The organism is Leeuwenhoekiella palythoae (assembly GCF_900130045.1).
Taxonomy (GTDB): domain Bacteria; phylum Bacteroidota; class Bacteroidia; order Flavobacteriales; family Flavobacteriaceae; genus Leeuwenhoekiella; species Leeuwenhoekiella palythoae.
The window spans coordinates 1-16,288 of the sequence record NZ_FQXT01000011.1; the positions used below are offsets into that span (position 1 = coordinate 1).

Here is a 16,288-nt window from a genome sequence, read left to right on the forward strand (position 1 = left end):
TTTTGACTAGGGAAGTGGTTACCTATCATTTAATGAAAAGCCTGCTGAAAATGATCTTCAGCAGGCTTTCTTTTTTCGTATTGTCGGGATGAGAGCACGGTTTTGGTAAACTTCAACCCAGTGATATCAACGATTTGTAGCTGTTAATCAAGATGTTACACCTTATTGCCGATTTCTAGTCATATGAGACTAAATGAACGTATTTAAGATTAATATAAAATTAAACAATACTTTTTTATATGTAAGTTTTAATTGTTGAAATTTTCATAAATTTCTAGTAGAAAATACTCTCCTTTCTTTGCAAATTCATTACATATTTTATTTGAATATTCAGTTAGCCTGTCATCATTTAATGTAAACATATACTCAGTAAACTCAATAATTTCTTTTTGCATAACTGACGCATAGTAGACATCAGTAAAAACTGAATCTATAAATATTTCACAAGCATAAATGGAACTTTGGATTATGTTTCCTTTGGTTTTGAGACGATTGAGATTTTCAATCAATTTGTCCAAATCACGTCTATTTCTGGCAAACCTAGAGGATTGTTTAATTAGTTGAAAGCTTTCTTCATCTAATTCATCGATATATTTAATAAGATAGAAAATAGTTGGTATTTCTTTGGTTTTGAGTGTTTTATATTTATCTAGGGTAGTAAGAGTATATTGCCAGATTTTATAAATTTTCTTTCTAAACTCTATTTTTCCTGAAGCATCTAGTTCTTTTATATATTCATCAAACTTGAAAGAAAGGGAATGGATTAAATTCCGAATTTGTTCAATTTTATCATTTTTAAATATTTCAGTAATTATATCCCCTTCATTTAAGTCTTCATAATCAAAAATGTAAAAAACGGCGGCATGTAATTCTATTGGATTATCAATCATATGGGAATCGACCAGTTGCCAATTTTCTTTTATTGCAGATATATATAAATTCTTAAATGTTCTATAATCAAATTTTGAGTAAGGATTGTTTAACAAATGACCTCCAAAATAAGATTTTATTGTTTGGTTATCTAATTTGGGAATTGTAATTAATTGTTTTTGGGTCCATTTGAAATCTAAAAAGTAAAATTGATTTCTGTGCCATCCTAGATATGTAAATATTTCCTGGACTCGATTAGTGAGTAGATTTTCGAATAGATTCCTTTCTGCAGAACTCCATCTTGATCTCTTTTTTCCTGCTATGTTAGAAAGCCTTGCTTTTCTTAAACTATAATCAAATAGAGTTCCGATAAATATACCTGTATCTGAATTTATAACAGATGTAGCTGACCCTAATTTTTCTTTTTGAGAATCTGGAATCTCATTTTTCAGGTATTTTTCGATAACGAAAAAAATAATTTTTTCAACTTTAGGTAATAATAGCGCATCAAAAGCTTTAGTATCATCTCTCATTCCTGCACTTAATAACCTACAGAATTCTCTTAATGGCCAATAGTGATCAGCATTATATGTACTATTTGGTAGCGTTAAATCATTAGTGCCAAATTTATTTTGTGAAGTATATTTATAGATAAATTTTATACAGGAATCCCAATCTATTTGCTGTTTGTTTTTCCATACATCCGACAAACTTGAAAAGATTTCAGCAATATGGCGATAAGGAACTTCCAGAAACATCTCCCAATTATCGGTAAATAGTGAAGGATTTTCTTTGATGACTTCATGTAATACTCTACTTAATCCTTCAACACAAGGTTCTCTAAATCCACGTTCAGGGTCAAATTTTTTTAAAAAGGATGTAAGCTCTAAGATTGGAATCGTTAATATCTCATTCTTTGAAAGAGGTGATGTGCTTCCGAAGGTGACATTACTTTCTAATTTAGGTTTAATTTCTTGTTTATTAGCGCCTAATTTTAAGGATAAATCGGAATATTTTTTTTCAAAATTTTCATTATCATTTAATGAAGAGAACCAATATAATCTAAAATGTTCTGGTGATTTATATGAACCACAATTCTCAGAGAATTTCTCTATTAAGTTTTCAATTACTAAAGATTCTAAATTATTGAGATGAATTGAAATATGATCGAGCATAAAATAAAAATCATCTCTCCAAAATGGTTCTGAAAATAAATCTTTTTTTTGCTTACTAATAAAACCAAAAAAGAGTTCTTTAGTTTTATTCCAGGTCTTAGCAAATAGAAATAGAGAAAGCTTAATAAAGTGTTTATGCTTATATCTTTCACTCAAGAATGACTCAATAATTTCAATGATTCTATTTTTCTCTAATTGTGCTATTTCAACACATACATTTTGTAAAAACAGACTATAGATTGTTTCAATAGAATGAGAATGTTTTCTTGTAATATTAAGATCAAATATTGTTTTGATTAGAAAATTGCTAATATTATTTGTTTCCAAAAAGGTATTAAGATAGTCAGCAATTCGATAGATTGTTTGGTTAGAGCAATTTATAGCCACCAATTTATAAAATTCTGGTTTTTTACATTCTTGCTTGAGTTGGTAAGCTCGGATTATGGGATAATAATTATCATTTTCATAAGCAGACGAATCTTTAAATTTTTTGTCATTTGAAATTTCAAAAACCAGCTCAACTAATTTTGTTATTTGATCCTTAAATGAACTTGAATTTTTCTCTTCAACGCTATATGAATAAATGAGTTTGAATATTCCTAGACTCTCTAGCGTATTCTCATGTTCAGTGTTTAAATAGTTGGGTATTGAATTAATGATCTTATTATTGATATATTTTTTTGGTAATTCGGTCAATATGTCAAATATGAAATACCAAATCCTATAATTTTTAAGCTTTTGAATATTTTCAGAATGAAAGTTTATCTTTTCTATAATCTTTACTAAAAATATCGCATTAGTTTCCTTGAAAACTTTTGTCTTAATATTTTTAGCAATAAATATTAAATATTCCGCTTGATTCCAAAGCTCTTCATCTTTTATAGATTCTGGAGAAAAAAAACCTTTGTTAAACATTGGCTCAAGCCAATATTCACTTTTTAAATTGATATAAAAATGTCTCTCAATTTGCTTATTATCGAACATATTTTTTAATGCTTCCAAAATCTGCTTTGTTGGTTTTTGGAATCTGGTAATACGCTCTATCCTTCTTAATTGATTAATAAAACTTCCTATCAACTTTAGTAGAATATCTTCATACTCTTCCCATAAAACAATTACTTCTAATAACTTTCTAGGTTTTTTAGTAGCACCTCTACGGTGCGCATATTTATTGAATTTAGACGCTACACTAGCATATTTGATAGCAAATGGATCATCTAATTTTAAGTCTAGTGCAACTAAAATAGAGGCTACTAAACCCCGATCCTTAAGAGCAGGATCTTTTTGTAATTCTTCTTTTACTTTAAGAGGAGAAAGAATATCCCTCAATCCGCCATCTATTTCTCGGGCAAAGTGTGCAAGTAAATAAGATTGAGAAGCTATATTATTTTGATGAATGATTTTAATAGCATCTAAGTAGAATGAAGAGATTTCCTCTCCAATACCTTTTAAGCCTTCGTAAATATGCGTTTGCTTTTCGGTTAATTTCATGACCCTTAAATTTGCAGAAATTAAAGTTTATATAAATCTATCGATTATAAAGTAATTTTGAATTAGTCTTAAGATGTCAAGAAGTTTTTGGGTAGCATTTTTAGTAGCGAAGCGGATAGAAATGAGTAGCAAGAGGATAACCCGCTACGCGAGGTTATAAATACTCATTTCATTGATTTTTAGTTGTTTAAGTTTTTTTTTGAAGTTTTGGAGAACTAAGAATTACGTGAAAAACTTCCTGAACCCTCCAAAACAGGCACATTTTTTCGTGAAAAATTCTGAAAATGTAATTGGCAAGTAAAATTTAAAGAGTCCTCACCACATTCTCCTACACTGCGTTGCGGTGAAAGCGGTTCGTCCAAAAGGTCTTGAACACAGGCCCAACTAGTCAATTTTTATAGTTTAATAGATTTGACTTTTTTGGCCAGAGTTCGCTTGACATCCTGAGTACAAATTGACCTATCTATTACTTTTGTTACGAAACACATTTAAACGACTCCGAATAGCATTCCTTTTTTGATACGAATTGTATAGGAAATTAAATTAGTCGGGCGCATAAACCGGTCGGCTTTGCCTTCCTATTTATAGCCCTCTTCTAATTTAATTTCCATAAGAGACTTAGATTATCAAAAAAAGGAATGCGACGGCTCTGGAGGAAGTAAATGAAGATCACACACACACCATACGCGTAAAAGATATCGGTGATGTGTTTCAATTGAGCATAAAAGGAAATGCTTAAGATGAAATAAGTAAATGGTTTATTGTTCCGTATTCGATGATTCTTCACTTAACAACGCCATTGTTTTATCAATAAACTCTGCTTCTTCGAGAGGAAGAAGATCAAGTGTGTGTTTTAGAACTTCTGAAATGCTGCGTTCAGGTTCTTTTAATGGGCGATCACCTCCGCGTTCAATACCATTTAAAGCCATTACACTTACTTTAATCAGATCTTCAATCAAGAACATCAAATGCAGATGACTTTGAGCCGGGAAGCAAACTTGTTGATTATTCTTAAAATGGGGGTGAGGTTTCAGTTTTCTCAGGTGGTCTTCGCCAACCTGTTTCAAGTGTTTATATATTTTTTTCTTTTTCATCCGCGTTCATTTTAATTAGTTTCTTTAATTTTTTAGGAAGACCTAAAGCTTCTACATCTTCTTCAAGAATATGGATTAACTGTTGATATTTAGAAATATCCTCGTGCGGCAACAATTGGATGACGAGTTCCAATGCTTGTTGTATAGCAATATCTCCACTTTTATGGCTTAGAATTTTGGAATAAAATTTCCCTTCACTTTCTAAAGCCAGAATACAAACATCTAATAAGGCGGTTGTGCGCATCATATGATCTTCAAAATCTTCAAAGTGTACCTTTGCAGTTCTGTAGGTGTGTTTGCCTATACGTTCTTTTTGAAGACCATAAGTTCTTTGGGCGATAGTTTGGAGACTTTTTATTTTTCGCTTGTTGATTTTGTTCCTTTTCATAATTAGTTTTTAAGATGAAGTTTTTTCAGTTCCTCAAGTTTTTTATCGGCCTCTTTACGAGCGGCCTGAATAAATTTATAAGTCAGGTGTTCCGCTTTTAAGGAGTCAGATTCAGATGGGTTTTCCTGAATCTTTTCGTTTAGATTATACTGTGCGTGACAAAGTCGAGAATACATCTGTTGAGATTGAAAGGATCTTTTTGGGTAGATGATCTTTGGAACATCGGAGAACTGTTCACAAAGGTGCAAGAGATAGGGCAGGGAATAATAGGAGGACTGATATTCCCAGAAAACATAGATCAATCCCAGGCAGGCTTGTTGAATGGCCTGTTGCAAGATTAGGTATCTGCCTTGATTACTCGGATTATCCTCGCAGATCGTTGATTTTTCTTCAAAATAGCGTGCGTGTTCAAAACGTTTATTCCAATGCTTTTGAATTCTGAGAAATACCTCAGGGTGATAGAGGTAGGAACCAAGTTGTTTAAGCCGGTTGTCTTCGCTATACAGCAAGGTGTCCTCCCTAAGCACCCGATTCAAGAAATTGCAGCCGTAGTTAATTTTATTATTGGCTTCGTTGAGGGTGTAATGAATAGCGTAGAGGCTAACCTGCTCCTGAGTCTTGTTGAAGACCTCGTTCATAAAAATTTTAGGATCAGCAACCTGATCGTGACTTATGATAAGCATAGTCAGTACGTAGTGAATACGCGATTTTCTACTTCTGTTTAAAGAAGAAGTATACAGGTATTCCCTTGTTATGTTCTGCTGCCCGATTAGATAAACAGTATGCACCCGGATTAAACTGCGGATGATAGGTAGTACTTTATGGATTTCTGGACTGATGCTTGGCGGCGTTCTCATGCGATTGCTGTTAAAGGGTTATCTTAACTCAAGCTGATTTGCATTTGCTAAAACTTTTAAAAGAAAAGCCTTACTTTTGATTAGCTCCGAGTGTTTCAGGTTTCTGTTATCCTTTAAAAGTATAGCGGACATGACGCGTACCCTACCAACGCGGTTTGTGAAATACCGGTATAAGCTTGTGTTTTACCAGCACCAAAAGCCAGAACTGAAGTGTACTATCAAAAAATATAGCAGATGACTACCACCAAACCCAATCATATAGGCCGAAAAATCGCCCGCATCCGAGAACTGCGAGGTATGAAGCAAGAAACTCTTGCCGAAGAATTAGGCATTAGCCAGCAAAGTGTTTCAACCCTTGAAAAAAGTGAAACAGTGGAAGATGAAAAACTGGAACGCGTGGCGCAGGTTTTAGGAGTTACCAAAGAAGCGATAGAAAACTTCTCTGAAGAAAGAGTTATTAATTTCTTCAATAATTTCAACGACAACAGCTTTAGTAATAGTCAAGGAACTTTTGCTGCTTACAATTGTACTTTTAATCCTATTGATAAACTTGTGGAATCTTACGAGGAGAATAAAAAGCTCTATGAGCGTTTAGTTCAGGCAGAGAAGGATAAGGTGGCTTATTTGGAAAAACTCTTAAATAAATAGAGAATTTATTCTTTAACAATACATAATCTGAAACTAACAGATGGAATTAATCGTAAACAGAATAAAATATCAATTACCTGTAAAAGAGAAGTTAAATATAATTGTTTCAGATAAAATTGACTTACCATTTCGAATGAGATTAGACTTTTTTAAGAAAAGGTTTCAATCTCCTGAAATAGGTTTAATAAATGAATGGGAACGCGAAAAGAAAATAAATAATGATACTTTTATTAGTTATACTTTTTCGGTAAATGGGTCTGCAAATTATTTAGCATTAGATTATAATCAAATATTTGAATACAAGTATACTATTTGGCTTTTGTGCAATCATTTCAAAAGTCTCGGATTTGCGGTTAACTTTAACCCTAGAGTAATTGATGTATCTTGTTACGAATTTGTTCGTGTATATAACGAATCTTGGGACATTTTTAGAAGATGGGATTTTAAATTCAATACTAAATTTAAAGAGCTTACCTTTAATATTGGTAGTTCAGAAACCTTCATTAGCAAGAATGCCATTGAACTTAATGATAATTTAGGGAATCTATCTTGTATATTACCTAATGGTGAAATTGAAAAATCAAAATACTTTGAAATAAAAAAATCTAAGGTTATTGCCAATAGGGAATTAAGAAATACTAGTAATCTAGGGTATAATAAAAATCCTATAAATTACTTTGCGAGATACGAGGAATTAAGGCAATTCTTTAACCAAAACCTCAAACCTTCAAAAGAATTAATATTTCCTTCTATCGGTTTTGACAGTATCAGAGCTGAAAAAGTAAATTTTTCAAAAAATAAAATGTTATTTCGAAATGGCGAGACAGATATCAATCCTGTTTCTGGAATGCGCAGTCATGGTGTATATCAAGATGTACCAGATTCCTTAGAAAAACAATTTATTTTTATATATCAAAATAACGATGATGCTAATACATTATATAAATATTTAAAGAACGGTTATAAAGGTTTTCCCGGACTTCAACCATATGTAAATATTCCTTTGACGTTAGCTAATTCTGTTGAGAAAGGGAAGAATAAGAGGCTTGAATATGAAAATATTCAAAGTTTAATGGATGCTTATCAAGATTTTGAGAACAGAGAATTGCCCAATAATTATTATTTGAACTTATTTGCTATAGTGATTGGACCATTTGATAAAAATGATCCGTGTACTGAATATTATGAATTAAAACTTTCACTAATTAAAAAAGGTATTCCTACTCAATTTGTAAATTATGAAAATATCAGAAAGTCAGGAGTATTTAACTATCATTTGCCAAATATTGCAATTGGAATCCACGCAAAAATGGGTGGAATACCGTGGAGACTAGCTACGCCAAAAAAACAGGATCTTGTTATTGGTTTTAATCAAATCAAATCTGGAAATAAAAAATTCATTGGTAGCACAGTCTTTTTTGATAATCAAGGAAAGTTAAAAAGAACACAGGCTTTTGGAGAACAGGATTCAAGTAACGAAATTCTATATTTACTAAAAAAGGCTATTGAAAATTATCTAGAACTAGAATCTGACATACAGAGACTTGTAATTCATTATTACAAAACGCTTTCTAAAAAAGATCAAGGTAATATTGAACGAATCCTTAGAGAAGAATTTAACCTTTCCATACCTTATGCTGTCGTTGAAGTAAATGATACAAAATCTAGACTTGACTTAGGGTTTGATCCTGATTCTAACTTTAGAATGCCTGTGAGCGGCAGTTATTTAAGATTATACCCGAAGGAGTATCTATTATTTAATAATAACAGATTTAAAACAATTGCTCCTGTAGTTATAAAGGACGAACTTCCTTTAAAATTAAAAATTCATTTTGCTGATGAGGCTGGCTTTTCTCATAGAGAACTCATAGAACAAGTTTATGAGTTTTCAAGGCTTATTTGGAAAGGTTTAAAGCAAAGAAGTCAGCCAGCTACTTGTTATTATGCTAAAGAGATAGCGAGATTCAAAAGTGAAATTGGAGAGCCCATTCCTGATAATAAATTAACACAGACTACACCTTGGGTTATTTGACATGACAAAATTAAACCTAAATAGCACTTTAAATAAGTGTCTTTTTCTTTTCGGTGCAGGAGCAAGTTATGGAACTGGCTGTTTGACATCAAATGGTATGTTGAAGGCACTTGAAAAAAAACTCACTACACCAAATTTATCGGAAATGTCGGAGCCTCAAGCAGAGGCATTTAGGTTTGTAATTTCAAGTCTTGAATATCATAGCAAATGGAGAAGCTTAGATGGAAATTCTCAATTTCGATTTGAACCTAACATTGAGGAACTTGCTCTTGTTATTCGGAAAATAAAAAATAGAGAGAACTTCTTACCTTATCCAATAACAGGAAATTGGGCTGATAAACTAATTAATCTTGAAAAACAACATGAACTAAATAATAATTATGAAGAAGGGTTATTTGAAAGTATAGAGCGAAAACTAAAGTCAGAATTTGTCCCGTCGTGGTTAAATCATGATCCGGATAAATTGGATTATCTCGATCCTTTAATAAAATTACTTGCATCAGAAAATTTGAAACATCCTTTGGAGTGTTTTTCTTTAAATTACGATAATACTATAGAGGATGCATTAGGCAATCACGAAATAAAGCCTTATACGGGATTTATTTCCGGTGAGTGGGCCGGAATGGATGTTTCTGAGGTCGTAGATGAATTTGACAAAATAAAATATTACAAATTGCATGGGTCTTTAAATTGGATTAGACTCCTACAAGATGGTTCAGTAAAAGAAAGGAATAGACTTACTCAAGAGCAGCAAGAGGATATTGATAATGAACATAGTCCGTATATTGTTTTTGGACATGGCAGTAAAACATTTTCGTTTGATCCTTTTTTCAATCTTATATCAAATTTTAAAAAGAAACTTCTCGAACGCGATTATATTTTTGCTATCGGGTATAGTTTTTTTGATCCATATATCAATAATCTAATTATTGAAGCCTTAAATGCCTCGCCATATAAAAAGCTTATAATTATAAACCCTAGTTGGAAACCAGGAGATCTGCAGGAAAATGAAAAAAATGAAAAATTTGATCTTTATACTATAAATAATGGAAAAAGTGTTTCACCTCAATTAAGTGAATATATCAGACAAATACAGTTAAATTCTTTTTATAGTGAACTGCCTGAATTCAATCTAAGTAGAATAAGTGGAGAGAATACAATTCATTTAATGCCAATAGGTTTCGATAAATTTCTAGAAAAATACTTCTTAAATGAAGGTGAAGATTTAATTAAACTTGTTGAATATTATGAATCAAAAAGAGTACTTGAGGAAAATCCCTTTTAAATAAGTATCCTTGTTTCAAACGTGCTTTTACAATTTAATTTTAAATAAAATAAATTATTATAATGTAAAATGAATATTTTTAAGAAAAAGCTTGAAGATGCAAAACCGAAAGAAGTAAATTTTGAACCTACCGAATTATTTCAAACCTTATTTCATAAGGAAGGTTACGCTTATTTGAGAGGCATTCAGGAGGAAGTTTTAAATTCCTGGCATAAAATAAGGTCTCAAAGAGACGTGCTATGTAAAATGAATACGGGTTCTGGTAAAACCCTTGTAAGTCTCTTAATGCTGTACTCTAAAATGGTAGAAGGAGTTGGACCAAGCTTATATATGTGTCCTGACAGGCAGCTTTTGGAGCAAGCCAAAATACAGGCTGATTTGTATGGAATTCCTGTGTGTGAAGTAGAGTACTATGGTCAAAGAAGTGTTTTTCCTAATGAATTTTTGAATTCCAGAGCAATATTGCTATGCACATTCCAAAAAATGTTCAATTCGCGCTCAATTTTTGAAAGGGATAATATTGATGTGGGATCAATTGTTCTTGATGATGCACACGTATGTCTTGATATTGCCAGAGAGACTACGACCTTATTTATTCCTTTTGGTCACAGTTTAGGAGAGAGATTACTGAAGTTATTTGAAGCTGATTTAAAATATCAAGCTCCTGGAACTTATCATAGATTAATTCAAGGAGATCCATATGCAAAAATATTAAAAGTTCCATACTGGTCTTGGTTATCTCGAAATAGTGAGTTGATTGATTTAATTGGCGGATTTAGTGAAGATGATGAACTACGTTTTAAATGGGGGTTGATGGCTGATGATCTAAAATCTTATGATTGTTATGTTGGTCCTAGAGGTTTAGAAATAGCGCCCTCTTATGTCCCTTTTCATAATGTAAGAGCATTTAATGAAGCGAAACATAGATATATTTTATCAGCCACTTTCGAGGATCAAATCGATTTAATAAAAGATTTAGGGATTAGTATTGATAGCATCAAAAATGCCTTAATTCCAAGAGACCGAAAAGATGTTGGACAAAGACTTATACTAGCTCCACAAAGGTTTGATTCTAGAATAACTGATGAACAGATTATGGCGATGGTCAAAGAATATTCAGTATCGGGTATTAATGTTATGGTATTAACTCCATCCTCAGATAGAGCTAAGAAATGGGAAGATATAGGAGCTCAAATCCTTGAGAATAATAATATTAATAAAGATATCTCAAAATTGAAGAGCAATAGAGGATTGTTTTATGTTCTTGTAAACAGGTATGATGGGGTAGATTTAAATGGTGATATGTGTAGAGTTCTTGTTTTAGATGGTTACCCATCCTTTAGTTCTTATGAGCAGCTTTACGCTGAAATGCGTCTTGAATCGGTAAAAGCTTCTTTAAAAGCACAAATAATAGAACAAGGACTTGGAAGAGCTGTGAGGTCAGGGAGTGATTATTGTACAGTTTTTTTAATGGGAAAAGACTTGTTGCAATTTGTTGGAAAGAAATCTAATTTACAATATTTCACACCAGTTACCCGTAGACAACTTAAATTAGGGCTTTCGTTATTAGATGATGAGTCAAAAGAAGACTCTCTTACCAAAATTAAGGAGACTGCTAATTTATGTTTAGTTCAAGACATGAGCTGGAGGGAGTATCATTCAGAGATATTATCTGATGTAGAGACTGACAAAACTGGAGAGCGAATTCTAACTAACTTGAAAATTGCTGATATTGAATCTAAAGCAGTAGATAAATTTAGAAGAAGAGATTATGAGGGTGCAAGCAATATGATATTAAATGAATTAGTTGATACAATTGATTTGTCTCAAAAGCAAAAAGGTTGGTACTTTGAACTGGCTGCTAACTATCTTTTTTTAGATAATGCTCCTAAATCAAACGATTTACAATTAAAGGCAGCTCAAACAGCCTCTCATATGCTTCAGTCAAAGAATGGTCATAGCTATACCAAAATTATGGCTAGTGAGGAGCAGTCTATTCAAGTTCTTCATTTTGTTAAGCGTTTTGAAACTTCCCAAGACTTCAAAATCTATATTGAAAAACTTTTCGAGGATCTTAATTTCAGTCAAGATATTTCTCATACAAAGTTTGAAAATGCTCTAGCTGAGACAGGCAGGCTTATCGGTTTCTATACACAAGAACCAGAAGCGGAATTCGGTAATGGTCCAGATGTGTTATGGGTTATGACAGATAATCATTATTTGGTATTAGAGGCTAAATCAAGAGCTATTCATGATGAAATTACCAGAGACAACATTAATCAATTACTTGGTTCGGGGGAGTGGTTTAAAAAGCTTTATGGTTCTGCAGCAAAGCATTATCTTGTTACATTACAACCTCCAAATATTAAGGGTTGGAATGTAAATACAAGCCCAAACACACGAGTAATAGATGAAAATTCATTAATTTTATTGAAAGATAATTTAAGAAGGTTTGTTGATGGTATCATTAGTTATGGATTTTCAGCAGCTAAGCCAAAAGAAATTGCGAATCTTTTAGGTATGCACAATTTAACCCCTGTTGGATTTAGAAATACTTACCTTAAAGAAGTAAATTTAAAAAAGAAATAACTTATTTAAAATATAGACGGCTGAGTGGTTTAAGGCACCTGACTGAATATCAGACGTACGGGGAACTGTACCGGGAGTTCGAATCTCCCTCTATCCGCAGATACGAGAGTATTAGAGCCCGCAATTTTTTGTGGGCTTTTTGGTTTATAAAAACTATTAATCAATTATGAAAGTTGATCCGATAGGAGAAATGTTTCAATATGAATTCAAAATTTAAAACATCTAAATTTTTAGCTTACTTTATTTTAGTTAATATAATTTAAAGGAGTGTGGAATTCTTAGTCACGATTTACTTAGTTTAAAATCTACTTTACAGATTAGTACTTGTAATTTCTAGTTTCCCCATTACAACCTACATATCGTCTCCAGCTTTATTTTGTAGTACGCTGGCATAGATTTGAGTCGTTTGCAGCTGTGTGTGCCCTAAAATCTTTGAAGCCGTTTTGATGATATCAAATGAAATGGTGTTGAGTTTACCCGTATTTTTATATTTTGAAACTATAAAAGTCTGTCAAATACCATTGATCGTAATGCTCTTTTTCAGTTTAGCATGAGGTCTAGTCTATCATCTCTAAGATTCAAATAATATAAGGGACGGATTTATTAGGTTCCTGCCTTTGATTTACGTTTCCATAAGCCGATTAGACCAATGAGCATTATTGTTAATAAAATATTAATTTTCTGCTTTTCAAAACCTGTTTTCATACACTCTTCATACTCTATCCTAGGCTTTGCCTAGGGGATGCCTGGGAGTTGACCCGTCCTAAATTAGCTATACAGATTAATAAATAAATCCTGTTATAGCTATACAAATCTGTCCTCAATAGAATTACTTTTCCTCAAATACTAATAAATTAAACTCAAATTCTAGGTTTATATAGCAAAATGAGCCGATTGGAAAGGTTAATCGGCTCATTTTTTGATTATATTTGAGCCAATTAACTAGTTTAATCGGCTCATCATGTATAATTGGCAACACGAAGACTGGCCCAATTTTAAGTATACAACAACTGAAATTGAAGAGAAGCTCTTTGATTTCAGCCAAAGGGCCGGTCGCGTTAATGGTCTTTTAGAAGGATTATCAGGTAAGATGCAAATGGAAGCTATCTTATCGCTAATGGTAGCCGAGGCTGTTAAAACATCAGAAATAGAAGGGGAATATCTAAGCAGGGAAGATGTAATGTCTTCTATACGAAATAATATGGGGTATGGTACACCTAAAACGGTCAAAGACCCAATGGCACAAGGTGTAGGGGATTTAATGGTACGGGTTAGGCAAAATTTTGCTAAACCTTTGACAGACCAAGTCTTATTCCAATGGCACGAAACCTTACTAGAAGGAGCAGTCCGCATTAATACTGGGCAATGGCGGAAGCACAGTGAGCCTATGCAGATCGTATCCGGCAGCTGGGGCAAGGAGAAGATCCATTTTGAAGCTCCACCTTCCCATTTACTTCCGAATGAAATGCGTGCTTTTATAACGTGGTTTAATGAATCTCATCCAGCAGGAGCCAGCCCTATTAAAAAACCACTTATCCGTGCAGCGATTGCACATCTGTATTTTGAGAGCATTCATCCTTTTGAAGATGGTAATGGAAGAATAGGAAGGGCATTATCTGAAAAGGCGTTATCTCAAGACTTAAACCGCCCTGTTCTCCTAAGTCTTTCGAAAGCAATAGAGCACGATAAACAAGCCTATTATAAGGCTCTAAAAAACGCACAACAGTCCAATGAAATAACCGATTGGATTATCTATTTTGTCAATACTGTTTTAGAAGCGCAATCTCAGGCGGAAGACCTTGTTTCTTTTACTTTGAAAAAAGCCCGTTTTTTTGATCGCCATAGAAATTCCTTGAATGAGCGTCAATTAAAGGTTATTAATAGAATGCTTGACGAAGAACCGGAAGGGTTTAAAGGGGGGATGACGGCAAAAAAGTATATTGCCCTTACCAAAACATCTAAAGCTACAGCAACCCGTGATCTTCAGGATTTAGCAGCAAAAAAACTATTTATCTCTATAGGGGAGGGACGTAGTACACGTTATGAAATCAACTTTGAGGACTAAAGCTTTTCAATAAGCGATCGACTTGTACCCTACTCTTGTTAAAGGCTTTAGATTATTTTTTTACTTAAAAGATATTAAAGACTATCAAATTAGATCAATTTGATGCTCATTTAAGTATAGTAAATTGTTCGGGGAAAAGATCGAATAATTCAGCTGTAAAACATAGGAAATATAAGGGGTGAGTTGGTTTGAAAATTATCTGCCATCAGTTGTTAGTGTGAATCTAATTCTAATCTAAGATCCAAATGACTCTTTAGTATTCCTAGCTTCCATTTTACGCATTAAGGCATCCATATCGTCTCCAACTTTCTTTTGCAGTACTCTAGCATAGATTTGAGTCGTTTGTAGCTGTGTGTGCCCTAAAAGCTTGGATACAGTCTCAATGGGTACTCCGTTAGATAGCGTAACGGTAGTTGCAAAGGTATGACGGGCTACGTGGAAGGTAACATTTTTATGTATTTGACATACCGTGGTTATTTCCTTAAGGTATTTGTTCACTTTCTGATTGCTATATAAGGGCATTAATTTGCCGGAGACCTCCAACTCCTTATCCTTTGTATATTTCTTGACCAGTTCCAGAGCCTGGGGCAGGAGGGGAACTCTAACAGATTCGTTAGTCTTTTCCCGTTTAGTATAAATCCATAATCGCCCATTAGATGCCGGAATCAACTGGTCTTTTCGTAATGCCTTTAAATCTACATAAGAAAGCCCCGTGTAACAGGCAAACAGAAAGCAATCTCTTACGCGCTCATAACCTTTACTTTGAAAGTGTGTTTCCTCAATACGATTCAATTCACGCTGGGTTAAATAGCAGCGTTCCTTACGTTCCAATTTCAATTTATAATTGACAAAAGGATCTTTAGGCAACCATTCCATTCTTACTGCTAGATTCACCATTTTGCGAAGGCGTTCTAAGTGCTTCCTAGTTCCGTTTATGGAGCAAGTTTTTCTTTTCTTTTTAGGCTTATAAGTACGTATATAGTGCTCAAACTCTGTTATAAACCGGTAGTTTAACTCAACCAAGAATAAGTCATCTGATTTATAATGGTCTAAGAGATAAGCCTTGATATACTTTTCGGTAGAGTAGTAATTTTTCATTGTACCGGGCTTAAGCGACAATCCCATATTATCATTATGGTACTTAACAAGCTCTAAGAGCGTCATACGCTCTTCATCTTCGCCTATATAGCGTAATTTGATTGCCTTCGCTGTAATTACTTTTCGTTCTGCGTGTAGCTCTTTGTGTGCATTCAAAACTTCAGCCTTTACATCATCCATATAGGAGTTGAGTGTGATAAGTTGATCTGAAGTTTCTTTGGCTTTAACCCGGAGGATATCCCAATCTTTAACATCAACATCACGCTTTATACTCATCTCAGAGCGCTTTTTATTGACTGTAATTCTAAGGTAGATATCCAGTTTGTTGGGATTGTTTCTTTTGGGACGTGTAAAGAAGTTCACGCCTAAGGTGCTGTGTACAGGCATTTTGTAAGTCTTTTAGTTAAACGATTATTAGTTAAAGACTACATCCAGATGGCCTAAATGCTATATAAATCTACGATAATTTGTACACCTTATTGCGCACCGAATTGCACACATTTGTCTTGATTTTAGATGATATCAGATGCTATCATAAAAAACGAAAAGCCTGTTAAATTATTGATTAACAGGCTTTTTAATATAAAACGTGATTTGGTTCGTCGGGATGAGAGGATTCGAACCTCCGATCTCGCGCCCCCCAGACGCGCACTTTAACCGGACTAAGCTACATCCCGAAATTTTTGCAGGCTGCAA

The 16,288-nt window shown here is 33.4% G+C and carries 10 protein-coding genes and 1 tRNA gene; 5 read left to right on the forward strand and 6 right to left on the reverse strand.

Features of this window, described 5'->3' with window-relative positions; genetic code table 11:
• Positions 1-248 precede the first annotated feature (248 nt).
• The 4 genes from BUA96_RS17040 to BUA96_RS17055 all read right to left on the reverse strand — a co-directional run bounded on the left by BUA96_RS17040 (position 249) and on the right by BUA96_RS17055 (position 5,875).
• A complete protein-coding gene (locus tag BUA96_RS17040) occupies positions 249-3,536 on the reverse strand; it encodes a hypothetical protein (protein ID WP_072985223.1) in 3,288 nt (1,095 codons plus the stop codon).
• A gap of 758 nt (positions 3,537-4,294) precedes the next feature.
• Complete coding sequence (locus tag BUA96_RS17045; RefSeq protein ID WP_072985225.1) at positions 4,295-4,630, reverse strand: hypothetical protein; 336 nt, start codon at positions 4,628-4,630, stop codon at positions 4,295-4,297.
• Complete coding sequence (locus tag BUA96_RS17050; protein WP_072985227.1) at positions 4,608-5,018, reverse strand: hypothetical protein; 411 nt, start codon at positions 5,016-5,018, stop codon at positions 4,608-4,610. The genes BUA96_RS17045 and BUA96_RS17050 overlap by 23 nt, the downstream gene beginning before the upstream one ends.
• A gap of 2 nt (positions 5,019-5,020) precedes the next feature.
• Positions 5,021-5,875: a hypothetical protein gene (locus BUA96_RS17055; RefSeq protein WP_139249003.1), complete on the reverse strand. Its 855-nt coding sequence runs from the start codon at positions 5,873-5,875 to the stop codon at positions 5,021-5,023.
• Positions 5,876-6,109: 234 nt separating this feature from the next.
• Here BUA96_RS17055 and BUA96_RS17060 point away from each other — a divergent pair, with 234 nt between their 5' ends.
• The 5 genes from BUA96_RS17060 (at position 6,110) to BUA96_RS17085 (ending at position 14,494) form a co-directional block, all read left to right on the forward strand.
• Positions 6,110-6,523: a helix-turn-helix domain-containing protein gene (locus BUA96_RS17060; RefSeq protein ID WP_072985231.1), complete on the forward strand. Its 414-nt coding sequence runs from the start codon at positions 6,110-6,112 to the stop codon at positions 6,521-6,523.
• Between the two features lie 40 nt (positions 6,524-6,563).
• Positions 6,564-8,555, forward strand: coding sequence for a Piwi domain-containing protein (locus BUA96_RS17065; RefSeq protein WP_072985233.1), 1,992 nt, complete (start codon positions 6,564-6,566; stop codon positions 8,553-8,555).
• A gap of 1 nt (position 8,556) precedes the next feature.
• Positions 8,557-9,840, forward strand: a complete 1,284-nt coding sequence (locus BUA96_RS17070) for an SIR2 family protein (protein ID WP_072985235.1) — start codon at positions 8,557-8,559, stop codon at positions 9,838-9,840.
• Between the two features lie 69 nt (positions 9,841-9,909).
• Positions 9,910-12,429, forward strand: a complete 2,520-nt coding sequence (locus tag BUA96_RS17075; protein ID WP_072985237.1) for a DEAD/DEAH box helicase — start codon at positions 9,910-9,912, stop codon at positions 12,427-12,429.
• Between the two features lie 961 nt (positions 12,430-13,390).
• Positions 13,391-14,494: a Fic family protein gene (locus BUA96_RS17085; RefSeq protein ID WP_233430671.1), complete on the forward strand. Its 1,104-nt coding sequence runs from the start codon at positions 13,391-13,393 to the stop codon at positions 14,492-14,494.
• Positions 14,495-14,728: 234 nt separating this feature from the next.
• On the opposite strand, the gene BUA96_RS17090 is transcribed toward BUA96_RS17085, so the two are convergent.
• Complete coding sequence (locus BUA96_RS17090; protein ID WP_072985241.1) at positions 14,729-15,979, reverse strand: site-specific integrase; 1,251 nt, start codon at positions 15,977-15,979, stop codon at positions 14,729-14,731.
• Between the two features lie 215 nt (positions 15,980-16,194).
• Positions 16,195-16,269 (reverse strand) — tRNA-Pro (locus tag BUA96_RS17095).
• Positions 16,270-16,288 lie beyond the last annotated feature (19 nt).